Source organism: Synechococcus sp. W55.1 (assembly GCF_047461655.1).
GTDB lineage: Bacteria > Cyanobacteriota > Cyanobacteriia > Thermostichales > Thermostichaceae > Thermostichus.
Window position 1 is genome coordinate 1 of record NZ_JANSHN010000012.1, and the last position, 13971, is coordinate 13971.

General features: G+C 58.4%; 13 protein-coding genes, 1 tRNA gene and 1 pseudogene. 9 read left to right on the forward strand and 6 right to left on the reverse strand.

The genetic code is table 11. The features are described from left to right. Nucleotides 1-123 precede the first annotated feature (123 nt). On the forward strand, nucleotides 124-645 hold the full coding sequence (locus tag NW816_RS07420; protein ID WP_414408745.1) for a peroxiredoxin: 522 nt from the start codon (nucleotides 124-126) through the stop codon (nucleotides 643-645). A gap of 4 nt (nucleotides 646-649) precedes the next feature. Here NW816_RS07420 and NW816_RS07425 read toward each other — a convergent pair whose 3' ends face one another. Beyond that, nucleotides 650-835 (reverse strand): hypothetical protein, encoded by a 186-nt coding sequence (locus tag NW816_RS07425; protein ID WP_414344512.1) that lies wholly within the window; start codon nucleotides 833-835, stop codon nucleotides 650-652. A 135-nt stretch (nucleotides 836-970) separates the two neighbouring features. On the opposite strand from NW816_RS07425, the gene NW816_RS07430 reads away from it, so the two are divergent. Beyond that, on the forward strand, nucleotides 971-1726 hold the full coding sequence (locus NW816_RS07430) for a glycerophosphodiester phosphodiesterase (RefSeq protein WP_414408746.1): 756 nt from the start codon (nucleotides 971-973) through the stop codon (nucleotides 1724-1726). Here NW816_RS07430 and NW816_RS07435 read toward each other — a convergent pair. Beyond that, nucleotides 1723-2445: a protein-L-isoaspartate(D-aspartate) O-methyltransferase gene (locus NW816_RS07435; protein WP_414408747.1), complete on the reverse strand. Its 723-nt coding sequence runs from the start codon at nucleotides 2443-2445 to the stop codon at nucleotides 1723-1725. The two genes, NW816_RS07430 and NW816_RS07435, sit on opposite strands and share 4 nt — an antisense overlap. Here NW816_RS07435 and NW816_RS07440 point away from each other — a divergent pair. The 3 genes and pseudogenes from NW816_RS07440 to NW816_RS07450 all read left to right on the forward strand — a co-directional run bounded on the left by NW816_RS07440 (nucleotide 2438) and on the right by NW816_RS07450 (nucleotide 6306). After that, the gene (locus NW816_RS07440; protein ID WP_414408748.1) at nucleotides 2438-2764 is read left to right on the forward strand and encodes a hypothetical protein; all 327 of its coding nucleotides are present in this window, start codon (nucleotides 2438-2440) and stop codon (nucleotides 2762-2764) included. The genes NW816_RS07435 and NW816_RS07440 overlap by 8 nt on opposite strands. Nucleotides 2765-2935: 171 nt before the next feature. After that, a pseudogene (locus tag NW816_RS07445) lies at nucleotides 2936-4142 on the forward strand (RNA-guided endonuclease InsQ/TnpB family protein); the annotation flags it as partial. 283 nt (nucleotides 4143-4425) lie between these two features. Further along, nucleotides 4426-6306, forward strand: a complete 1881-nt coding sequence (locus NW816_RS07450) for an AMP-dependent synthetase/ligase (RefSeq protein ID WP_414408749.1) — start codon at nucleotides 4426-4428, stop codon at nucleotides 6304-6306. 13 nt (nucleotides 6307-6319) lie between these two features. On the opposite strand, the gene NW816_RS07455 is transcribed toward NW816_RS07450, so the two are convergent. After that, entirely contained in the window at nucleotides 6320-6640 is a 321-nt protein-coding gene (locus NW816_RS07455; protein WP_414331146.1) for a hypothetical protein, read from the reverse strand. Nucleotides 6641-6895: 255 nt separating this feature from the next. Between NW816_RS07455 and NW816_RS07460 the strand changes: the two genes are divergently transcribed. Then, nucleotides 6896-8206 carry a (Fe-S)-binding protein gene (locus tag NW816_RS07460; protein WP_414408750.1) on the forward strand — a complete coding sequence of 437 codons (1311 nt, stop codon included), beginning with the start codon at nucleotides 6896-6898 and terminating at the stop codon, nucleotides 8204-8206. Nucleotides 8207-8356: 150 nt separating this feature from the next. Here NW816_RS07460 and NW816_RS07465 read toward each other — a convergent pair whose 3' ends face one another. The 3 genes from NW816_RS07465 to NW816_RS07475 form a co-directional block, all read right to left on the reverse strand. After that, nucleotides 8357-9823: a cobyric acid synthase gene (locus NW816_RS07465; RefSeq protein ID WP_414408790.1), complete on the reverse strand. Its 1467-nt coding sequence runs from the start codon at nucleotides 9821-9823 to the stop codon at nucleotides 8357-8359. A gap of 218 nt (nucleotides 9824-10041) precedes the next feature. Beyond that, a tRNA-Gln gene (locus tag NW816_RS07470) sits at nucleotides 10042-10113 on the reverse strand. Between the two features lie 64 nt (nucleotides 10114-10177). Beyond that, nucleotides 10178-10759 (reverse strand): FHA domain-containing protein, encoded by a 582-nt coding sequence (locus NW816_RS07475; protein ID WP_414408751.1) that lies wholly within the window; start codon nucleotides 10757-10759, stop codon nucleotides 10178-10180. A 272-nt stretch (nucleotides 10760-11031) separates the two neighbouring features. Between NW816_RS07475 and NW816_RS07480 the strand changes: the two genes are divergently transcribed. The 3 genes from NW816_RS07480 to NW816_RS07490 all read left to right on the forward strand — a co-directional run bounded on the left by NW816_RS07480 (nucleotide 11032) and on the right by NW816_RS07490 (nucleotide 13961). Beyond that, nucleotides 11032-11904 (forward strand): inositol monophosphatase family protein, encoded by an 873-nt coding sequence (locus tag NW816_RS07480; protein WP_414384140.1) that lies wholly within the window; start codon nucleotides 11032-11034, stop codon nucleotides 11902-11904. A gap of 180 nt (nucleotides 11905-12084) precedes the next feature. Further along, on the forward strand, nucleotides 12085-12942 hold the full coding sequence (locus NW816_RS07485) for an ABC transporter substrate-binding protein (protein ID WP_414408752.1): 858 nt from the start codon (nucleotides 12085-12087) through the stop codon (nucleotides 12940-12942). After that, entirely contained in the window at nucleotides 12900-13961 is a 1062-nt protein-coding gene (locus NW816_RS07490; RefSeq protein WP_414408753.1) for a J domain-containing protein, read from the forward strand. Before NW816_RS07485 ends, NW816_RS07490 begins: the two co-directional genes overlap by 43 nt. The last annotated feature ends 10 nt before the right edge of the window (nucleotides 13962-13971 follow it).

The window sequence follows — 13971 nt, forward strand, 5'->3', positions numbered from 1 at the left end:
TGGCCAGGAACTTCTTGAGTTTTCTCTATCTCGTCAGTGCTCTCTTTTGGCTCAAATGAAAGATCAACACAACCTAGAGTGGCAGTGAAGGAAGTGGGCAGAGTTTGGCGCTGGTTAAACCTCATGGGATTGGTTGTGGGCCTGCTTGTGGGCTTTGGGATGGCTCAGCCTGCCTGGGCCCAGTGGGGGACTACCCCTCTCCCGCCGATAGGTTCTCCTGCGCCGGAGTTCGCGTTGCCGGATCAATCCGGGCAAATACGGCAGCTGGCAGATTTTCGTGGGGAGTGGGTGGTGTTGTATTTTTACCCCCGCGACTTCACTTCCGGCTGTACGATTGAGGCTCGCCGCTTTCAGCAAGATTTGCCCAAGTTCCGGGCCATGGGGGCGCAGGTTGTGGGCGTGAGCGCCGACTCGGTGGACTCCCACAAGCGCTTTTGCTCGGCAGAGGGGCTACAGTTTCCTTTGCTGTCGGATCCCGATGGTACGGTTAGTCGAGCTTACGGCTCCTGGATGGGCGATGTTGCCCTGCGCAATACGTTCTTGATCGACCCGGAGGGGATTTTGCGAGAAATCGACCCAATCGTGAACCCCAGCCGCCACAGTGCTGAGGTTCTGGCCCAGTTGCAACGGCTTGTCGGTAGCTAGCCCTCTAGCTTTCCGGGCCAAAAGTCTGCTCGAACTCGTAGAGCAACTCGTCGATCTCCTCCAGCGCTTGGTTGACATCCACGCGCAAGCTGCCCAGATCTGGCTTTTCCAGCAGCTTGGCTACTGCTGGCCGGCGTTCGCGGATCAGCTTGATGCGCTCTTTCAAGGCGGCAATTTCGGCGGCGTCCATGACTTCAGAGACCCAATCCACTCCCTTAGCTTATCGTTTCCTCCCAGTCGCCGGGATCCCTTCCTGCGTCACCGAGGGCCAGTCATCATGGAGCTGCGCAGCCTAGCGCCCAACCCCGCTTCAAAGGTACCGAGCATGATCCCCTGCACCCAGATCGTCGCCCACCGTGGGGATCACACCCACGCCGAGGAAAATACCCTGGCCGCTTTTGCTGCTGCTGTTGAAGTGGGGGCCGACCAAATTGAGCTGGATGTGCGCCGCAGCCGAGACGGGATCCCGCTCGTTGTTCACGATGCCGATTTGGATGGACAGCCTTTGTCTGCGCTAACCTGGGCCGAGATTCGGGCCTGCAAGCCCACCATTCCCACCCTTGAAGAGGCTCTGTTGTACCTTAAGGGCAAGATTGCTCTCGACATTGAGCTGAAAGAAGGCGGCTATGAAGAGCAGGTTCTTGCCCTCATTGGCGATATTCTGGCTCCGGAAGAATGGGTGATCACCTCCTTTTTGCCGCAGGCGGTGCAGCGGGTTAAAACGCTTTTGTCCTGGCAACCCGAAGGCCCCAAGGTTGGTCTGTTGATCGAGGAAAAGTCTGGGGAGTTGCTGCAAGCCAAGGGATCCTTATTTACCCGTTGCCGGGAGTTGGGAGCGGATTTTCTGGCCCCCCACTACAGTTGGGTGGACTTGCAGTTCTTGGCTGAAGCTGAACAGGCCGGGATCCCTCTGTACGTCTGGACGGTGAACGATCCTGAAGTGATGAAGTTGTGTTTGCAGCCCTCTGCCGCCTCAGCAGGACAAAATCCTGTTGTTCAAGGGTTGATCACCGACCGTCCACAATTGGCTTTGCAAATTCGCGCCCATCTTTTGGCAGAAATAGAGGGGGCAAAACCCTAGACCATGGGCACAAACTGCACCGGAAAAGCCCCTTTTTGAACCCATCCTTGCGCTGTTTTGCAGAGGATCAGCAAAGACTGGGATCCCTGGGCACCGGAGCCCGAAGGGCTTTCTCCCACCGGCACCACCAAGGTGCCCCCCACCGCCAGTTGATCCAGCAGCACCATGGGCACAGTTGGGGGCGCTGCCGTCACCAGAATGGCATCGTAGGGAGCATGCTCTGGCCAACCTTGGTAGCCATCCCCCTGACGCACTTCCACATTGCGATAGCCCAGGGCAGCGAGGGTTTGTTGAGCTTGAGCAGCCAATGGGGACAGACGCTCCAGGCTATACACTTGCCGGGCCAGCTCTGCCAAAACAGCCGCCTGATAGCCGGAGCCGGTGCCGATTTCCAACACCACCGATTCAGGCGTGAGGCGAGCAGCTTCTGTCATAAAAGCAACAATATAGGGCTGAGAAATGGTCTGGCCATAGCCGATGGGCAGAGGGCAATCCCTGTAGGCCCGATCCCGCAAATCAGAGGGGACAAAAAGGTGACGCGGCACTTTTCCCATGGCTTCCAGTACCCGTGGATCTCGGATCCCTCGTTTGATGAGCTGTTTCTTGACCATCTGCTCCCGTTGGGAAGCAAAGGGATCCGCAGCGTCGGGGGACTCTGGGATCCCAGCTGGAGAGCGAGAAGAATGTCTCCACCGGAAGGATGAGAATGGGTTGATCACCGATACACAGCCTCCAGAAACGATGAGCTGCTCAGATCTGGACTCTGCTCAAGCTGTGGATAACACCGCAGCTGTTTGCTTTATGGGCTTATGGATCCCCGCCTGCTTTTTCTCCTTGTCGGCAGGGCCGAAGACAATGGCTGCCTATTGCGAGGATGGCGTGACCCCATTTCTTTCATTGGAAGAGAGGTTAAGGGTGAGGGAAAAGATGCCTGTGGAGCCCTACGCTGATCCTGGCTTACTTTTGGCAAGACTTCACCACTTGATGAAGAGATTGTTGCCGAATGGGAAGATGGAAAAAGTGAAACAAAATCCCTAGGAGCCTTTGTCCTGATCCTGCGCGGCCTTCTCGAACTTCAGCTAGAGCCCGCAGGAGCCCCGCACTCTACATTAGTGGCTAGTGACTAGTGGCTAGTCACTACCCACTCACCACTATCCAGGGTCAGTGCCGAGAGGAATGCGGCCTTCCTTGATGAAGTACAATCGGCGCATGACCCAAGCCCTGACTGTAGCTTGCAAACTCAAGGTGTCCCAGTCCCAGGCCGCAAAGTTGGATGCGACAATGGATGCCTTTGTGCAGGCGTTGAACTGGGTCAACCAAAACACACCAGAAAAAGTAGTCAACGCAGTCAAACTCCAATCCCTTTGCTATTACCAGATTCGCGCTCGGTTTGGCTTGTCCAGTAATCTGGCCCAGCAGGTCTGCAGACGGGTGGCAGGCGCTCGCAAAGTGGCGAGACAGCGCAACCGTCCAGTTAAAGAGTTCAAGCGTAGGTTCGTTACCTACGATGCACGTATCTTCTCGTTTCGCGAGAAAGACTGGACAGTGTCGCTTGCCACGGTTGATGGAAGAGAACACTTTGAGCTAGCCATTGGCAACTACCAGAGGGGAATGCTGGCTGGCTCTAACCCCAAATCGGCCACCCTAGTCCAGCGGAAGGACGGCTCCTACTCCATCCAGATTTGTGTCGAGGCAGAGCCCCCCAAGCAACAGAACACCGACAAGGTGATTGGTGTTGACCTGGGACGGCGAGACATTGCACATACCTCCGAAGGAGACAACTGGAATGGACTGGAATGGACAGCAGCTGAACAAAGTCCGAGATCACTACTGTCGGTTAAGAGCGTCTCTTCAGCGCAAGGCCAGTAAGGGCACCCGCAGTTGCAGGCGGCGATGCCGTCAACTGCTGCAACGGCTGTCTGGCAAAGAGAGACGCTTTCAAGCTTGGGTGAACCACAGTATCGCTAAGCGCATCGTTAAAACAGCTCAATCTCTTTCTGCCTGCATTGCAATTGAGGACTTAAGCGGCATTCGAGAACGCACCAATCAACACCCCCGCAGTCGTGAGGAGCGGCGGCGTAGCAATAGCTGGGCGTTCTACCAGCTGCGGCGGTTTATCGAATACAAGGCTGTGAGGGCGGGTGTCAAAGTGGTAGTTGTCCCTGCGGCCTATACCTCGCAGATCTGCCACAAGTGCCTGCATATTCATCCCGACTCCGCTCAATCCTATCGCAAGGGTAAGCAGTTCAAATGCGGGCACTGCGGTTGGGAAGGGGATGCGGATTTTAACGGTGCGAATGGGATTGCGCTTTTGGGGGCTGCTGTAAACCAGCCTAGAGGTCAAGCCTACGGCTCGCTTCGCGAACGTGGTTGGCTTGCCAACTGCAGGGCTACCGAAAGCCCGCCCCGTACTGCGAAGCAGTCAGGGTCGGGTAGTTTACATGAAGCTTACAGCCGGGATCCCCATGGGAGATATGGGATCCGGTTTGATCAAAATTGTAAAGTTTTGTGCGCAATCTGCCGGGGCGAGCAATCACCACCCTGGTTCTGCCAGCGCAAGATTTTATAGTGTTGATCCCTACCTTTTCCCCGCAAGGGGAAGATGGTGAATGGGGTGACAGGCTGGGAACTGTCCTAGCGACACCTGGGGAGAGAGGCTGGGTTTAATAGACTGTAAACGTAATTTACGGTACAGATCTATGACAACTGCTGCCGCTTCTGCTACTCCCACTGCCCCTGAGACGACGCTGCTGAACGTTTGGCAAGTGCTGGCGGAAGAGTTTGCCGGTCAGGTTGCCCTACGGGATCCCCACGCGCAGCCAGTTTTCGAGATGTCTTATGGAGAGCTGTTTCGCCGCATTCAAACCCTGGCGGCTGGCCTGCAGGCTTTGGGCATTTGCCCGGGGGATCGGGTGGCCATTTTTGCCGATAACTCCCCCCGCTGGCTGATGGCCGATCTGGCCACGATGTTCACGGGAGCTGTGAATGTGCCCCGCAGCGCTGTGGCGGATCCCAGTGAGCTGGGCTACATCTTGCGCCACTCCGGTAGCACGGCCCTGATTGCTCAGGATCTGAAGACCCTGAGGCGGATCCGGCCGGATGTGCAGGAGCTGGGCCTGGAACGGCTGCTGTTGCTTTCCGATGAGCAGGAAGCAGGGGTGCTGAACTTTTCCCAATGGCTGCAAAAGGGTCGGGAACACACCTACCAACCCCCAAAGCTGGAGCGATCCCAACTGGCCACCATCATCTACACCTCCGGCACCTCCGGTCGGCCCAAGGGGGTGATGCTCAGCCACGGCAACCTGATGCACCAGGTGGAGAACTTGGGCGTGGTCGTACAGCCACAACCGGGGAATAAGGTGTTGACCATTCTGCCCACTTGGCACTCTTATGAGCGGGCTTGCGAGTATTTTCTCCTCAGCCGTGCCTGCATGCTGGTCTATACCAGCCCTCGCTTTATCAAACAAGATTTCCAACAGGAGCACCCCCATTTTCTGGTGGCAGTGCCGCGGATTTGGGAAACCGTTTATGAAGGGATCCAACGGCAATTCAAAGAGAAAAGCCCCCTGATGCAGCGGCTGATCCGCGCTCTGATGGCCGTGAGTGAGAGGTATGTGCTCTCTGGACGGATAGCTCGCAACCAGTCGATTTTGCATTACGGAGTCAGCCCCTGGGTGCGCCTGCAGGCTCGCCTGCAACATTGGCTGCTCTGGCCCCTGCACCGATTGGCCGATGTGCTGATCTACCGCAAGGTACGACGGGCGTTGGGCCCCAATTTTCAACATGCCATCAGCGGCGGTGGATCCCTGCCTGCCTACTTGGATCTGTTCTACGAGGTGGTGGGCATTTCCATCTTGAATGGCTACGGCCTCACCGAAACTTCGCCGGTGTTGTGCGCGCGGCGTCCAGACAACAATGTGCGCGGTACGGCTGGCCCCCCTCTGCCGGGGACGGAGTTTCGCATTGTGGATCCTGAAACTCGACAGCCGCTGCCCCCTGGAGAAAAAGGACTAATCCTGGCCCGTGGCCCGCAGGTGATGATGGGCTACTACAACAACCCGGAAGCCACTGCCAAGGTGCTCAGCTCCGACGGCTGGTTTGAAACCGGGGATCTGGGCTGGCTCACCCCCGACGGGCAACTGGTGATCACCGGCAGAGCCAAGGATGTCATTGTCCTACTCAATGGGGAGAACATCGAGCCCCAGCCGCTGGAAGATGCTTGTCTGCAGTCTCCTTACATCAGTCAGATCGTGATCGTCGGGCAAGACCAAAAGAAATTGGCTGCCCTCATCTACCCCAACCTCGATGCCCTCAAAGCCTGGGCTGCCGAGCAAGGGATCCCGGCTGAGGATGCCGAGCTGCTGGCCCAGCCCCAGACCCGCACCTTGATTTTGCAGGAGGTGCGCCGCCGCATCCAAGAACGCCCTGGCTACCGGCCCGACGAGCAGGTCAGCGACTTTCGCTTCTTGCCGGAGCCGCTGAGCGTGGAAAACGGCCTTATGACCCAGACCCTGAAGATCAAGCGCAACCCGGTGGCTGAGCGCTATGCCCACCTCATCCAGGAGATGTATCCGGCTTGAGGTGCAGGCCCACCTAAGTTTGGGATCCCCGTTGTTGCTCCAAGTAGCGCCGGAATTGCTCCGGTGGAATGGCCCCTCGGTAGGCTCCACAGTAGTAGAGGGTGAGCACTGCCTTGTAGGCCCAATCGCTTGGCACCACATCCGGGAAAGGGCTGGGCAAAGTATCTGCTTGGTTGTTGGCGCAGGCTTGCAAAATTTGCTCTGTGGTTAGCTGTTCTGCCAGGTCTGGAGGGAGTTCCCGCAGGTTGGCTTGGGCCAGAGCGGCGGTGGGCAGGCTCAAACTGGAGAGGGCTGCGCCCACAAGAGCTGAGGTGAAGAGGTGTTGCACTTTCATAGCACTCCGTGCTGTGCAGAGCACAGACAACTCGAAGAGGGTTAACGAGGGATCGATTGAGAGGGAATCCGTCCGGGGAGTCCCTTCTTCAGGGTAGTACGGACGAAAGGAGCGTCTGGATCTGGATAGAACGCCTCAGCCGCTTTGTTCCCGGATTAAGATGCAGGAAACGGGGGCACCTCCAAAACCCCAAAACAAGCCAAAAGGCAAGATTGAGTCTGTACAGCAGGCTTTTGTGCTGAGAGCTAGAGGCCGATGAACGTATCCAAAGGGCCAAGTTTTGACGGCGTGGATCCCCCGGATCCCAAGCTGATCGATGCCTGCGTGCATTGCGGGTTTTGCCTGACCACCTGCCCCAGCTACCGTGTAATCGGCAAAGAGACGGACTCGCCGCGGGGGCGCATCTATCAGATGGAGGCTCTCAACCAAGGTCAAATCTCCCTCTCGGCGGCTACGGTTTCCCACTTCGACAGTTGTTTGGGCTGTTTGGCCTGTGTTACGGCCTGTCCATCGGGGGTGCAATATGACCGCTTAATTGCCGCCACCCGCCCGCAAATCGAACGCAACTACCCACGTAGCCTTTGGGATCGGCTTTACCGCCAGTTCATCTTCTCGGTGTTTCCTTACCCGGAGCGGCTGCAACCGCTGCTGTGGCCTCTCTGGCTGTACCAAAAAATGGGGATCGGCGCTTGGATCCGAAAGGGTCTGGAAAAGGTCTCCCCGCGTTTGGCGGCCATGGAATCCCTGATGCCCCCCCTGGAGGTGGAGCAACTGCTGCCCAAGCGTTACCCTGAGCGGATCCCGGCGGTGGGAGAACGCCGTTTTCGGGTGGGACTCATTTTGGGCTGCGTGCAGCGCCTGTTTGCCCCGCAGGTGAATGAGGCCAGCATTCGCGTCTTGACCCACAACGGCTGTGAGGTGGTGATCCCGCCTGTCCAGGGCTGTTGTGCGGCCTTGCCCCACCATCAAGGGCAACTGCAGCAGGCGGAAACCCTGGCCCGCCAGATGATCGATGCCTTTGCCAATTGTGAGTTAGATGCCATTCTGATCACCGCTTCCGGCTGCGGACATACCCTGAAAGACTATGGCCACCTATTGGCCAGGGATCCCGACTACAAAGAGAAGGCAGCCCGATTTGCCGCCCAGGTCAAGGACATTCAGGAGTTTCTCGCTCAGGTGGGGTTAACGGCTCCCCTACACCCGCTGCAGCCGGAACCCCTGGTGCTGGTCTACCAGGATGCCTGTCACATGCTGCATGGGCAGCAGCTCAGCCAGGAACCTCGACACCTGTTGCGGCAAATCCCGGGGCTGGAGCTGCGGGATCCCGTCGATGCGGCCCTCTGCTGTGGTAGCTCCGGCGTCTACAACCTGTTGCAACCCCAGGTGGCGGATGAGCTGGGATCCCAGAAGGTAAAGAACTTGCTTAACACCGGTGCTCAGGGGATTGTCTCTGCCAATATCGGCTGCCGCCTACAAATCCAGAAACATCTGCGCCTACAGGGCAAAGCCGGGATCCCCATCTATCACCCGATGGAATTGTTGGATCGCGCCCTTACCGCTGCGTGACGCTTTCGCGAACAAGCTACAGGGACTTCTTCGGGTCAGGCAGAGGTAGCCGAGGCAACCGGTTGAGTGGATCCTGGATTTCCGGTCGCGCTGGCGTAACCTGGCGCAACATAGCCTCCCACCCCACTTCTCTCCCCCATCGCCGATGGGCTATTCCATCAACAGGCCCAAGTCCAGGTGAGGCTGCCACAGATCGGCCAGGCGCTCCAGCAATTGCTCCCGCTGCTGAGCATAGTGGCCCTCCAGATCCGGCAAGGGATCCCAGCCTTTTTGTCGGCGCAGCCAGTTCAGCCATTGTCGCCGCCACAGGTGGTTGTCAAACAGGCCATGCAGATAGCTGCCCCAAATCCGACCCGTGGGATCCCGCCAGCCCAGGTTCTCTTGCTCGAACAGCGGCAGGCAGCCAGAGGGATCCGCCTGGGTGGATCCCTGATGAATTTCGTACCCCTGAATGGGGGCCAGGGCAGGCCATCGGCTTTGGGTCTGCACCTGCTGGGTGACCTTGGTGGGTTGTAAAACGGTGGTCAAAGGGAGAAAGCCCAGCCCTGGGTAGGTGCCGGCGATCCCCTCCCAGCCTTCGGGATCGGCGATGGTTTCTCCCAACATTTGCAGTCCGCCGCAAATGCCGACGATATGGCCGGAGTATTGGCGCAGTTGCTCGGCCAAGCCGGTCTTTTGCAACGCGAACAGATCGTTGAGGGTGGTCTTGCTGCCGGGCAGGATGACCACATCCGGGGATCCCAAACTTTGGCCGGGGTGAACCCAGCGCAGATGGACGGTGGGCTCCGCCAACAAGGGGTCAAAATCCGAGAAATTGGCCACCTGGGGCAGACGCACCACAGCAATCTCCAGTCGCCCCTCCCTCAGGGCTTGGCGACCGGCCCGATCTTCCCAGAGCTGGGGGCTGGCCTCAATTCCCATCGAATCCTCTTGGGGCAGAACCCAATCCAACCAAGGCAAGACCCCGACAACTGGGATCCCGGTGTAGTTTTCCAGCCAATCCAGGCCGGGCTGCAACAGTTCCCGCGAGCCCCGAAACTTGTTGATGACAATGCCCCGGATCAGGGCCCGTTCTTCGGGTTCCAGCAGTTGGAGCGTGCCCACCACATGGGCCAGCGCCCCACCTCGGTCGATGTCTGCCACCAGCCAAGTGGGGGATCCCAAATGCAAGGCAACCCGCATGTTCGCCAAGTCTCGATGTTTGAGGTTCACCTCTGCCGGACTGCCTGCCCCCTCGCAAAGGATCCAGTCGTACTGCTGTTGTAGGCGAGCAAGGGCTTCTTTGACCGCTTGCCAGGCCGGCGCAAACCAGCGCTCGTAATACTCTCCGGCGCGGTAGGTGCCCACCGCCACTCCGTTCAAGACGATCTGGGAAGTCAGGTTGCCCTGGGGCTTCAGAAGGATTGGGTTCATCTCCACCGCAGGGGGGATCCCGGCAGCCCAAGCTTGCAGAGCCTGCGCGTAGGCAATCTCCTTGCCGTCTGGGGTGACATAGGCGTTGAGGGACATATTCTGAGCTTTGAAGGGGGCGACCCTTTTTCCCGCTTTCTTGAGAATGCGACAGAGGGCTGTCACCAAAAGGGTTTTGCCCACATGGGAAGAAGTTCCCACCACCATCAAGGATCGACCTGAACAGCTCACCCCGGATCCCTCACCCTTGGTTTCTGGTTGTTGCCATTCTCTCCGCGGCCAGCCTCGCCAAGCCAGGGCCTCCGTTGGCATAAGCGACTCTGCAATCCCCTAGTTAACCGCCCTGCTGATGCCCAGAGCCGCACCCTCCGGTCTGCACGGGATCCCAAGGGCTTGCGCCTTTGTGCTCTCGGTTGGATTTTAAGCTGGGGCAGATGGATTCGAACCACCGAATGGCGGGACCAAAACCCGCTGCCTTACCGCTTGGCGATGCCCCAATTCACATTGCTTAACCGGTTTAATTAATTTAGCGATGCAGCTTTAGATCTGTCAACAGATCTGTCAACGGTTGCGGTGGCTTCCTGTGTCGTGGGGAAGCTGAAGCTCTTCGCCAAGGCCAGGGCCGATGTCAAAGGGGTTCACAGGGAGAATGCGGGCCACCTCGAAGAAATAGGCGCGGATCTCCGGCCCGAAATAGATGACATCTCCGCTCCTCAGGTAGTGAGTGGCCACCCGCGTGCCGTTGACAAACACCCCATTGGTACTGGACTGGCCCTTGCGGTTGCCGTCGATCAGGCAATAGGTAAACCCTGTCCGGTTGGACTTGGTGGGCACCCGCACCAGGTAAGCGTGGTGACGCGAGACAAACCGATTGACGATCTGGATGGCGTTGGAGGGATCCCGTCCAAGCGTATAGATACTCTCCCGCAGGATGTAGCTGCAGGGCCGGACAGGATGGCAGATGGACAGGGTGAACTCCGGATGGGATACCGGCTGCTCAGGGACTCGATCGAACAGATCTGCTGGCAGATCAAAGCTGTAGCTAGAAGCAAGAGGATCCCCCCCACCAACCGCCGTGGTGGAGGTAAAGAAATCGTCGTAGCTATGTGACAACGGCCTTCCCCCCTCAACGCTCAACGCCATTCACAGCAGCTTGGCTTTCCAAACCTGACGCCCTGAACTCTATGGTTCCCCAAAACCCTGCTGTTTTCAAAGAAACCCTGGTCTTGGCAATCTGGCGGAAAACCACAAGCTTTCGTGTACTGTACTATACACTATAGGCAGTCTTGGAGATACCCCCTTTCCCAAAAAATTGGGTTTGGGTCGGGCCTATTTTGGCTTTCAGGGATCCCTTGGGAGCCACAGCCTCAGGCGGGCTATTCTGAGTAGCAGGTTTTTAACCTTGAGGTGAGGGTGTGACGGAGGCCCTGCTGCGTCGGTTGGATGTGGCCACAGAAGCTGCCCTGGAGGCAGGAGCTTTGCTGCGCAGTTATGTGGGGGGCACCCTTGCCATTGAGGAGAAACGTCCGGGCGACTTGGTGACGGCGGCGGATCGCGCTTCTGAGGATCTCATCTTAAAAATCTTGAGGCGGCACTTCCCCGAAGACGTAATCTTGACGGAAGAATCTGGCCAGCAGGGATCTCCGGAGGGCGCCTACGCTTGGATGATCGATCCCCTAGATGGCACCACCAACTTTGCCCACGGTTACCCTTTCGCTGCCGTCTCCATTGGTTTGCTGCAGGGGCGGGAGCCGGTTTTGGGGGTTGTTTGTGACGTTTTTCGCGGGGATCTGTTTCGCGCCGTCCAAGGGATGGGGGCTACCCGCAACCGCCAACCCATTCGAGTCTCCACAACGGCTGAATTGTCTCGGAGCTTGCTGGTGACCGGCTTTGCCTATGATCGTCGCGAAACCCCCGACAACAACTACGCCGAGTTTTGCCACTTTACCCATCTCACCCAAGGAGTACGGCGCGGCGGATCTGCAGCTCTGGATTTGGCCTATGTGGCCACCGGTCAGTTGGATGGCTACTGGGAGCGGGGCCTCTCCCCTTGGGACATTGCCGCAGGGATCGTTCTGGTGCGGGAGGCAGGCGGCAAGGTGACCGCTTATGATGGCAGCCCGGTGGACGTTTACAGTGGCCGACTGTTGGCCAGCAATGGCTGGTTACACGCTGCTCTGCAAGAAGAATTGGCCCAAGTACAGCCTTTGCCGGTCTCCTTTCCCATGCGGCGGGATCCACGCCCAGCCTATCAGAACCGGGAAAGCTCCCCAGTTGAGTTGAATTGAAGACAGAAGTAGCTGACGAATAATCGAGGAATAATCGAGGAATAATCGAGGAATAATCAAGAAGATTCCAAGAACCCTATGTTGGGCAGGGTAGATAGGAGATGGGTTAGCGGACTCCCCGGAAAACAGCGACATCGCTGCCGGGCGGCACAGTTCGGCCTGGCTCTCCTCTTGGGAGCGATGGCCCTTGGGGTTGCCACTGCTGGCCCCGGTTACCCTCAGCCGGCACAAGGGAAAGTCGCCCCCACCGAGCAGGCACAGCCCCCTGATTCCCGTTGGACTGAGATCCAAGCTCGGGGGCGCATTCGAGTTGGCTTGGATCCCAGTTTGGGGCCGGCTTATCTCTACACCGACTTGGAGCGACAAACCTACGCCGGCTTCGAGTGGGATATCCTGGAGGCGTTGGCCCAAATCCTTCAGGTGCAGGTGGATCCCATCTATGTGGCCTGGAGCGAACAGTTGGCAGCTTTGCAAGCGGATGAGGTGGACTTGATCTGGGGGGCGCGGGAAGCTTTGGGCTTGGATCCGGAGCAGTTTCTGGCCACCCGGCCCTACTATCTCAGCCCGCAGCGCTTGGTGGTACGGGATCCCTTCCCCACCTCTGGGCCAGAGGAACCGGCCATTGAAGCACTGTCGCAACTATTTGGCCGCAAAGTGGGCATCGTAGTCAATAGTACAGGGGCAGCCCTGCTGGAGGCGTACAACGAGAGGAGAGGCAACGCCATTCGTCTCTTTGCCACCAGTAACCCTGAGCGCTTGTTTGCTCAGCTACAGGCTGGCCAGTTGGATGCTGTGCTGGTCGATCAGCCTGTTGCCGCCCTAAACCTGCGCCAAGCTGGATCCCGGCTGCGCCTGGTGGGGCCGCCCCTGTTCCCCATGCCTCTGGTGGGAGTAGTATCCTCTCAGCATCCTTCCCTGAAGGAAGCTGTGGATGGGGCGATTTCCAGCCTGATCGAAAACGGAACCTTGCAGCAGATTTTAGAGAAGTGGCAACTATGGGATCCAACTCTAATGTCCCCCGCCTCAACCGAGGACTAGCCCGCTACGAGACTGACCATTTCGCCATCTTAGGCGTGCCCCTTACCGCCGACTCCAAGGGGATCCGGCGCGGCTACCTGCAGGCGGCCAAGGCCCTCCACCCGGATCGGTTTGTGGGGGATCCCGAAGGTGCAGAGCGCGCCAACATCCTCTTTGCCAAGCTGGTCAACCCGGCCAACGAAGTGCTGACCAAAGAGCGGGAGCGAGGGGAATATGAAACGGTGCTCAAAATGCGGATCAAACGCCTTTTGGAGACGCCCCCCCCGGATCTTTGGCCCTCTGGGGAAGCCGTCAAGGGCTTGGCCGAGCACCCCCATTGGCAGGAAGAGTATGTCAGACGGGTGGAGAAGCTGGCCAAAGAGCAATACAGCTCCATGGAAACCCTGCTGGAGAAAACCGAGCAGTTGAGCGAGCTGAACCTGGCCTATTTGTTGCTCAAAGCCGGCTACCAGGGGAGCCTAGCCCCTGCCTCTAGAACCACTACCGCGACCGGGATCCCAACCCCTTCCCCCAGCCGTACCACTGTGGGTGGGATCCCAGCCTCCCCCGTCGTTGCTCCGCCCAGCCGTCCCCCTGTTCAGCCCGTTCCCACCCCACCGCCTGCCCCCAAGTTCAGCCCTGCGGAAACCCGCTTTATCCAAGCCTTGGACATGATCGAGCGCAAGCAATACCGGGATGCGGTGCAGTATCTGAACTTTGCCATCAGCGCTGAGCCCAACGTGGCCCGCTACTACCTGCACCGGGGCATTGCCCACCTGAAGCAGGGGAATACCGGCATGGCCAAAGCAGACTTTTTGCAGGTCAGCCGCCTAGAACCCGCCAACGCCGAGTTGATGGCAGAAGTGCGCCGTTGGATGCAGCAAGTCACCACTCAACAGCCCGTTCCCGTCCCCAAGGACTCCGTCCCGCCAACGCGAGTGGCCAGCCGTCAAACGTCACAGGCTCAGAAAGTGGTGCCACCTCCCCGTAAGGAGGACAACGGCGGGTTCTGGAGCCGCCTCTTCGGCAGGAAAAAGTAGGCAGAGCCCC

Bases quoted from the DNA above. Each gene is read 5' to 3' on its own strand.
- NW816_RS07475 (WP_414408751.1), bottom strand. From the start codon at position 10,759: ATGGCGTTGAGCGTTGAGGGGGGAAGGCCGTTGTCACATAGCTACGAC.
- NW816_RS07455 (WP_414331146.1), bottom strand. From the start codon at position 6,640: ATGAAAGTGCAACACCTCTTCACCTCAGCTCTTGTGGGCGCAGCCCTC.
- NW816_RS07485 (WP_414408752.1), top strand. From the start codon at position 12,085: ATGGCCCTTGGGGTTGCCACTGCTGGCCCCGGTTACCCTCAGCCGGCA.
- NW816_RS07490 (WP_414408753.1), top strand. From the start codon at position 12,900: ATGGGATCCAACTCTAATGTCCCCCGCCTCAACCGAGGACTAGCCCGC.
- NW816_RS07430 (WP_414408746.1), top strand. From the start codon at position 971: ATGATCCCCTGCACCCAGATCGTCGCCCACCGTGGGGATCACACCCAC.
- NW816_RS07425 (WP_414344512.1), bottom strand. From the start codon at position 835: ATGGACGCCGCCGAAATTGCCGCCTTGAAAGAGCGCATCAAGCTGATC.
- NW816_RS07460 (WP_414408750.1), top strand. From the start codon at position 6,896: ATGAACGTATCCAAAGGGCCAAGTTTTGACGGCGTGGATCCCCCGGAT.
- NW816_RS07465 (WP_414408790.1), bottom strand. From the start codon at position 9,823: ATGGTGGTGGGAACTTCTTCCCATGTGGGCAAAACCCTTTTGGTGACA.
- NW816_RS07420 (WP_414408745.1), top strand. From the start codon at position 124: ATGGGATTGGTTGTGGGCCTGCTTGTGGGCTTTGGGATGGCTCAGCCT.
- NW816_RS07450 (WP_414408749.1), top strand. From the start codon at position 4,426: ATGACAACTGCTGCCGCTTCTGCTACTCCCACTGCCCCTGAGACGACG.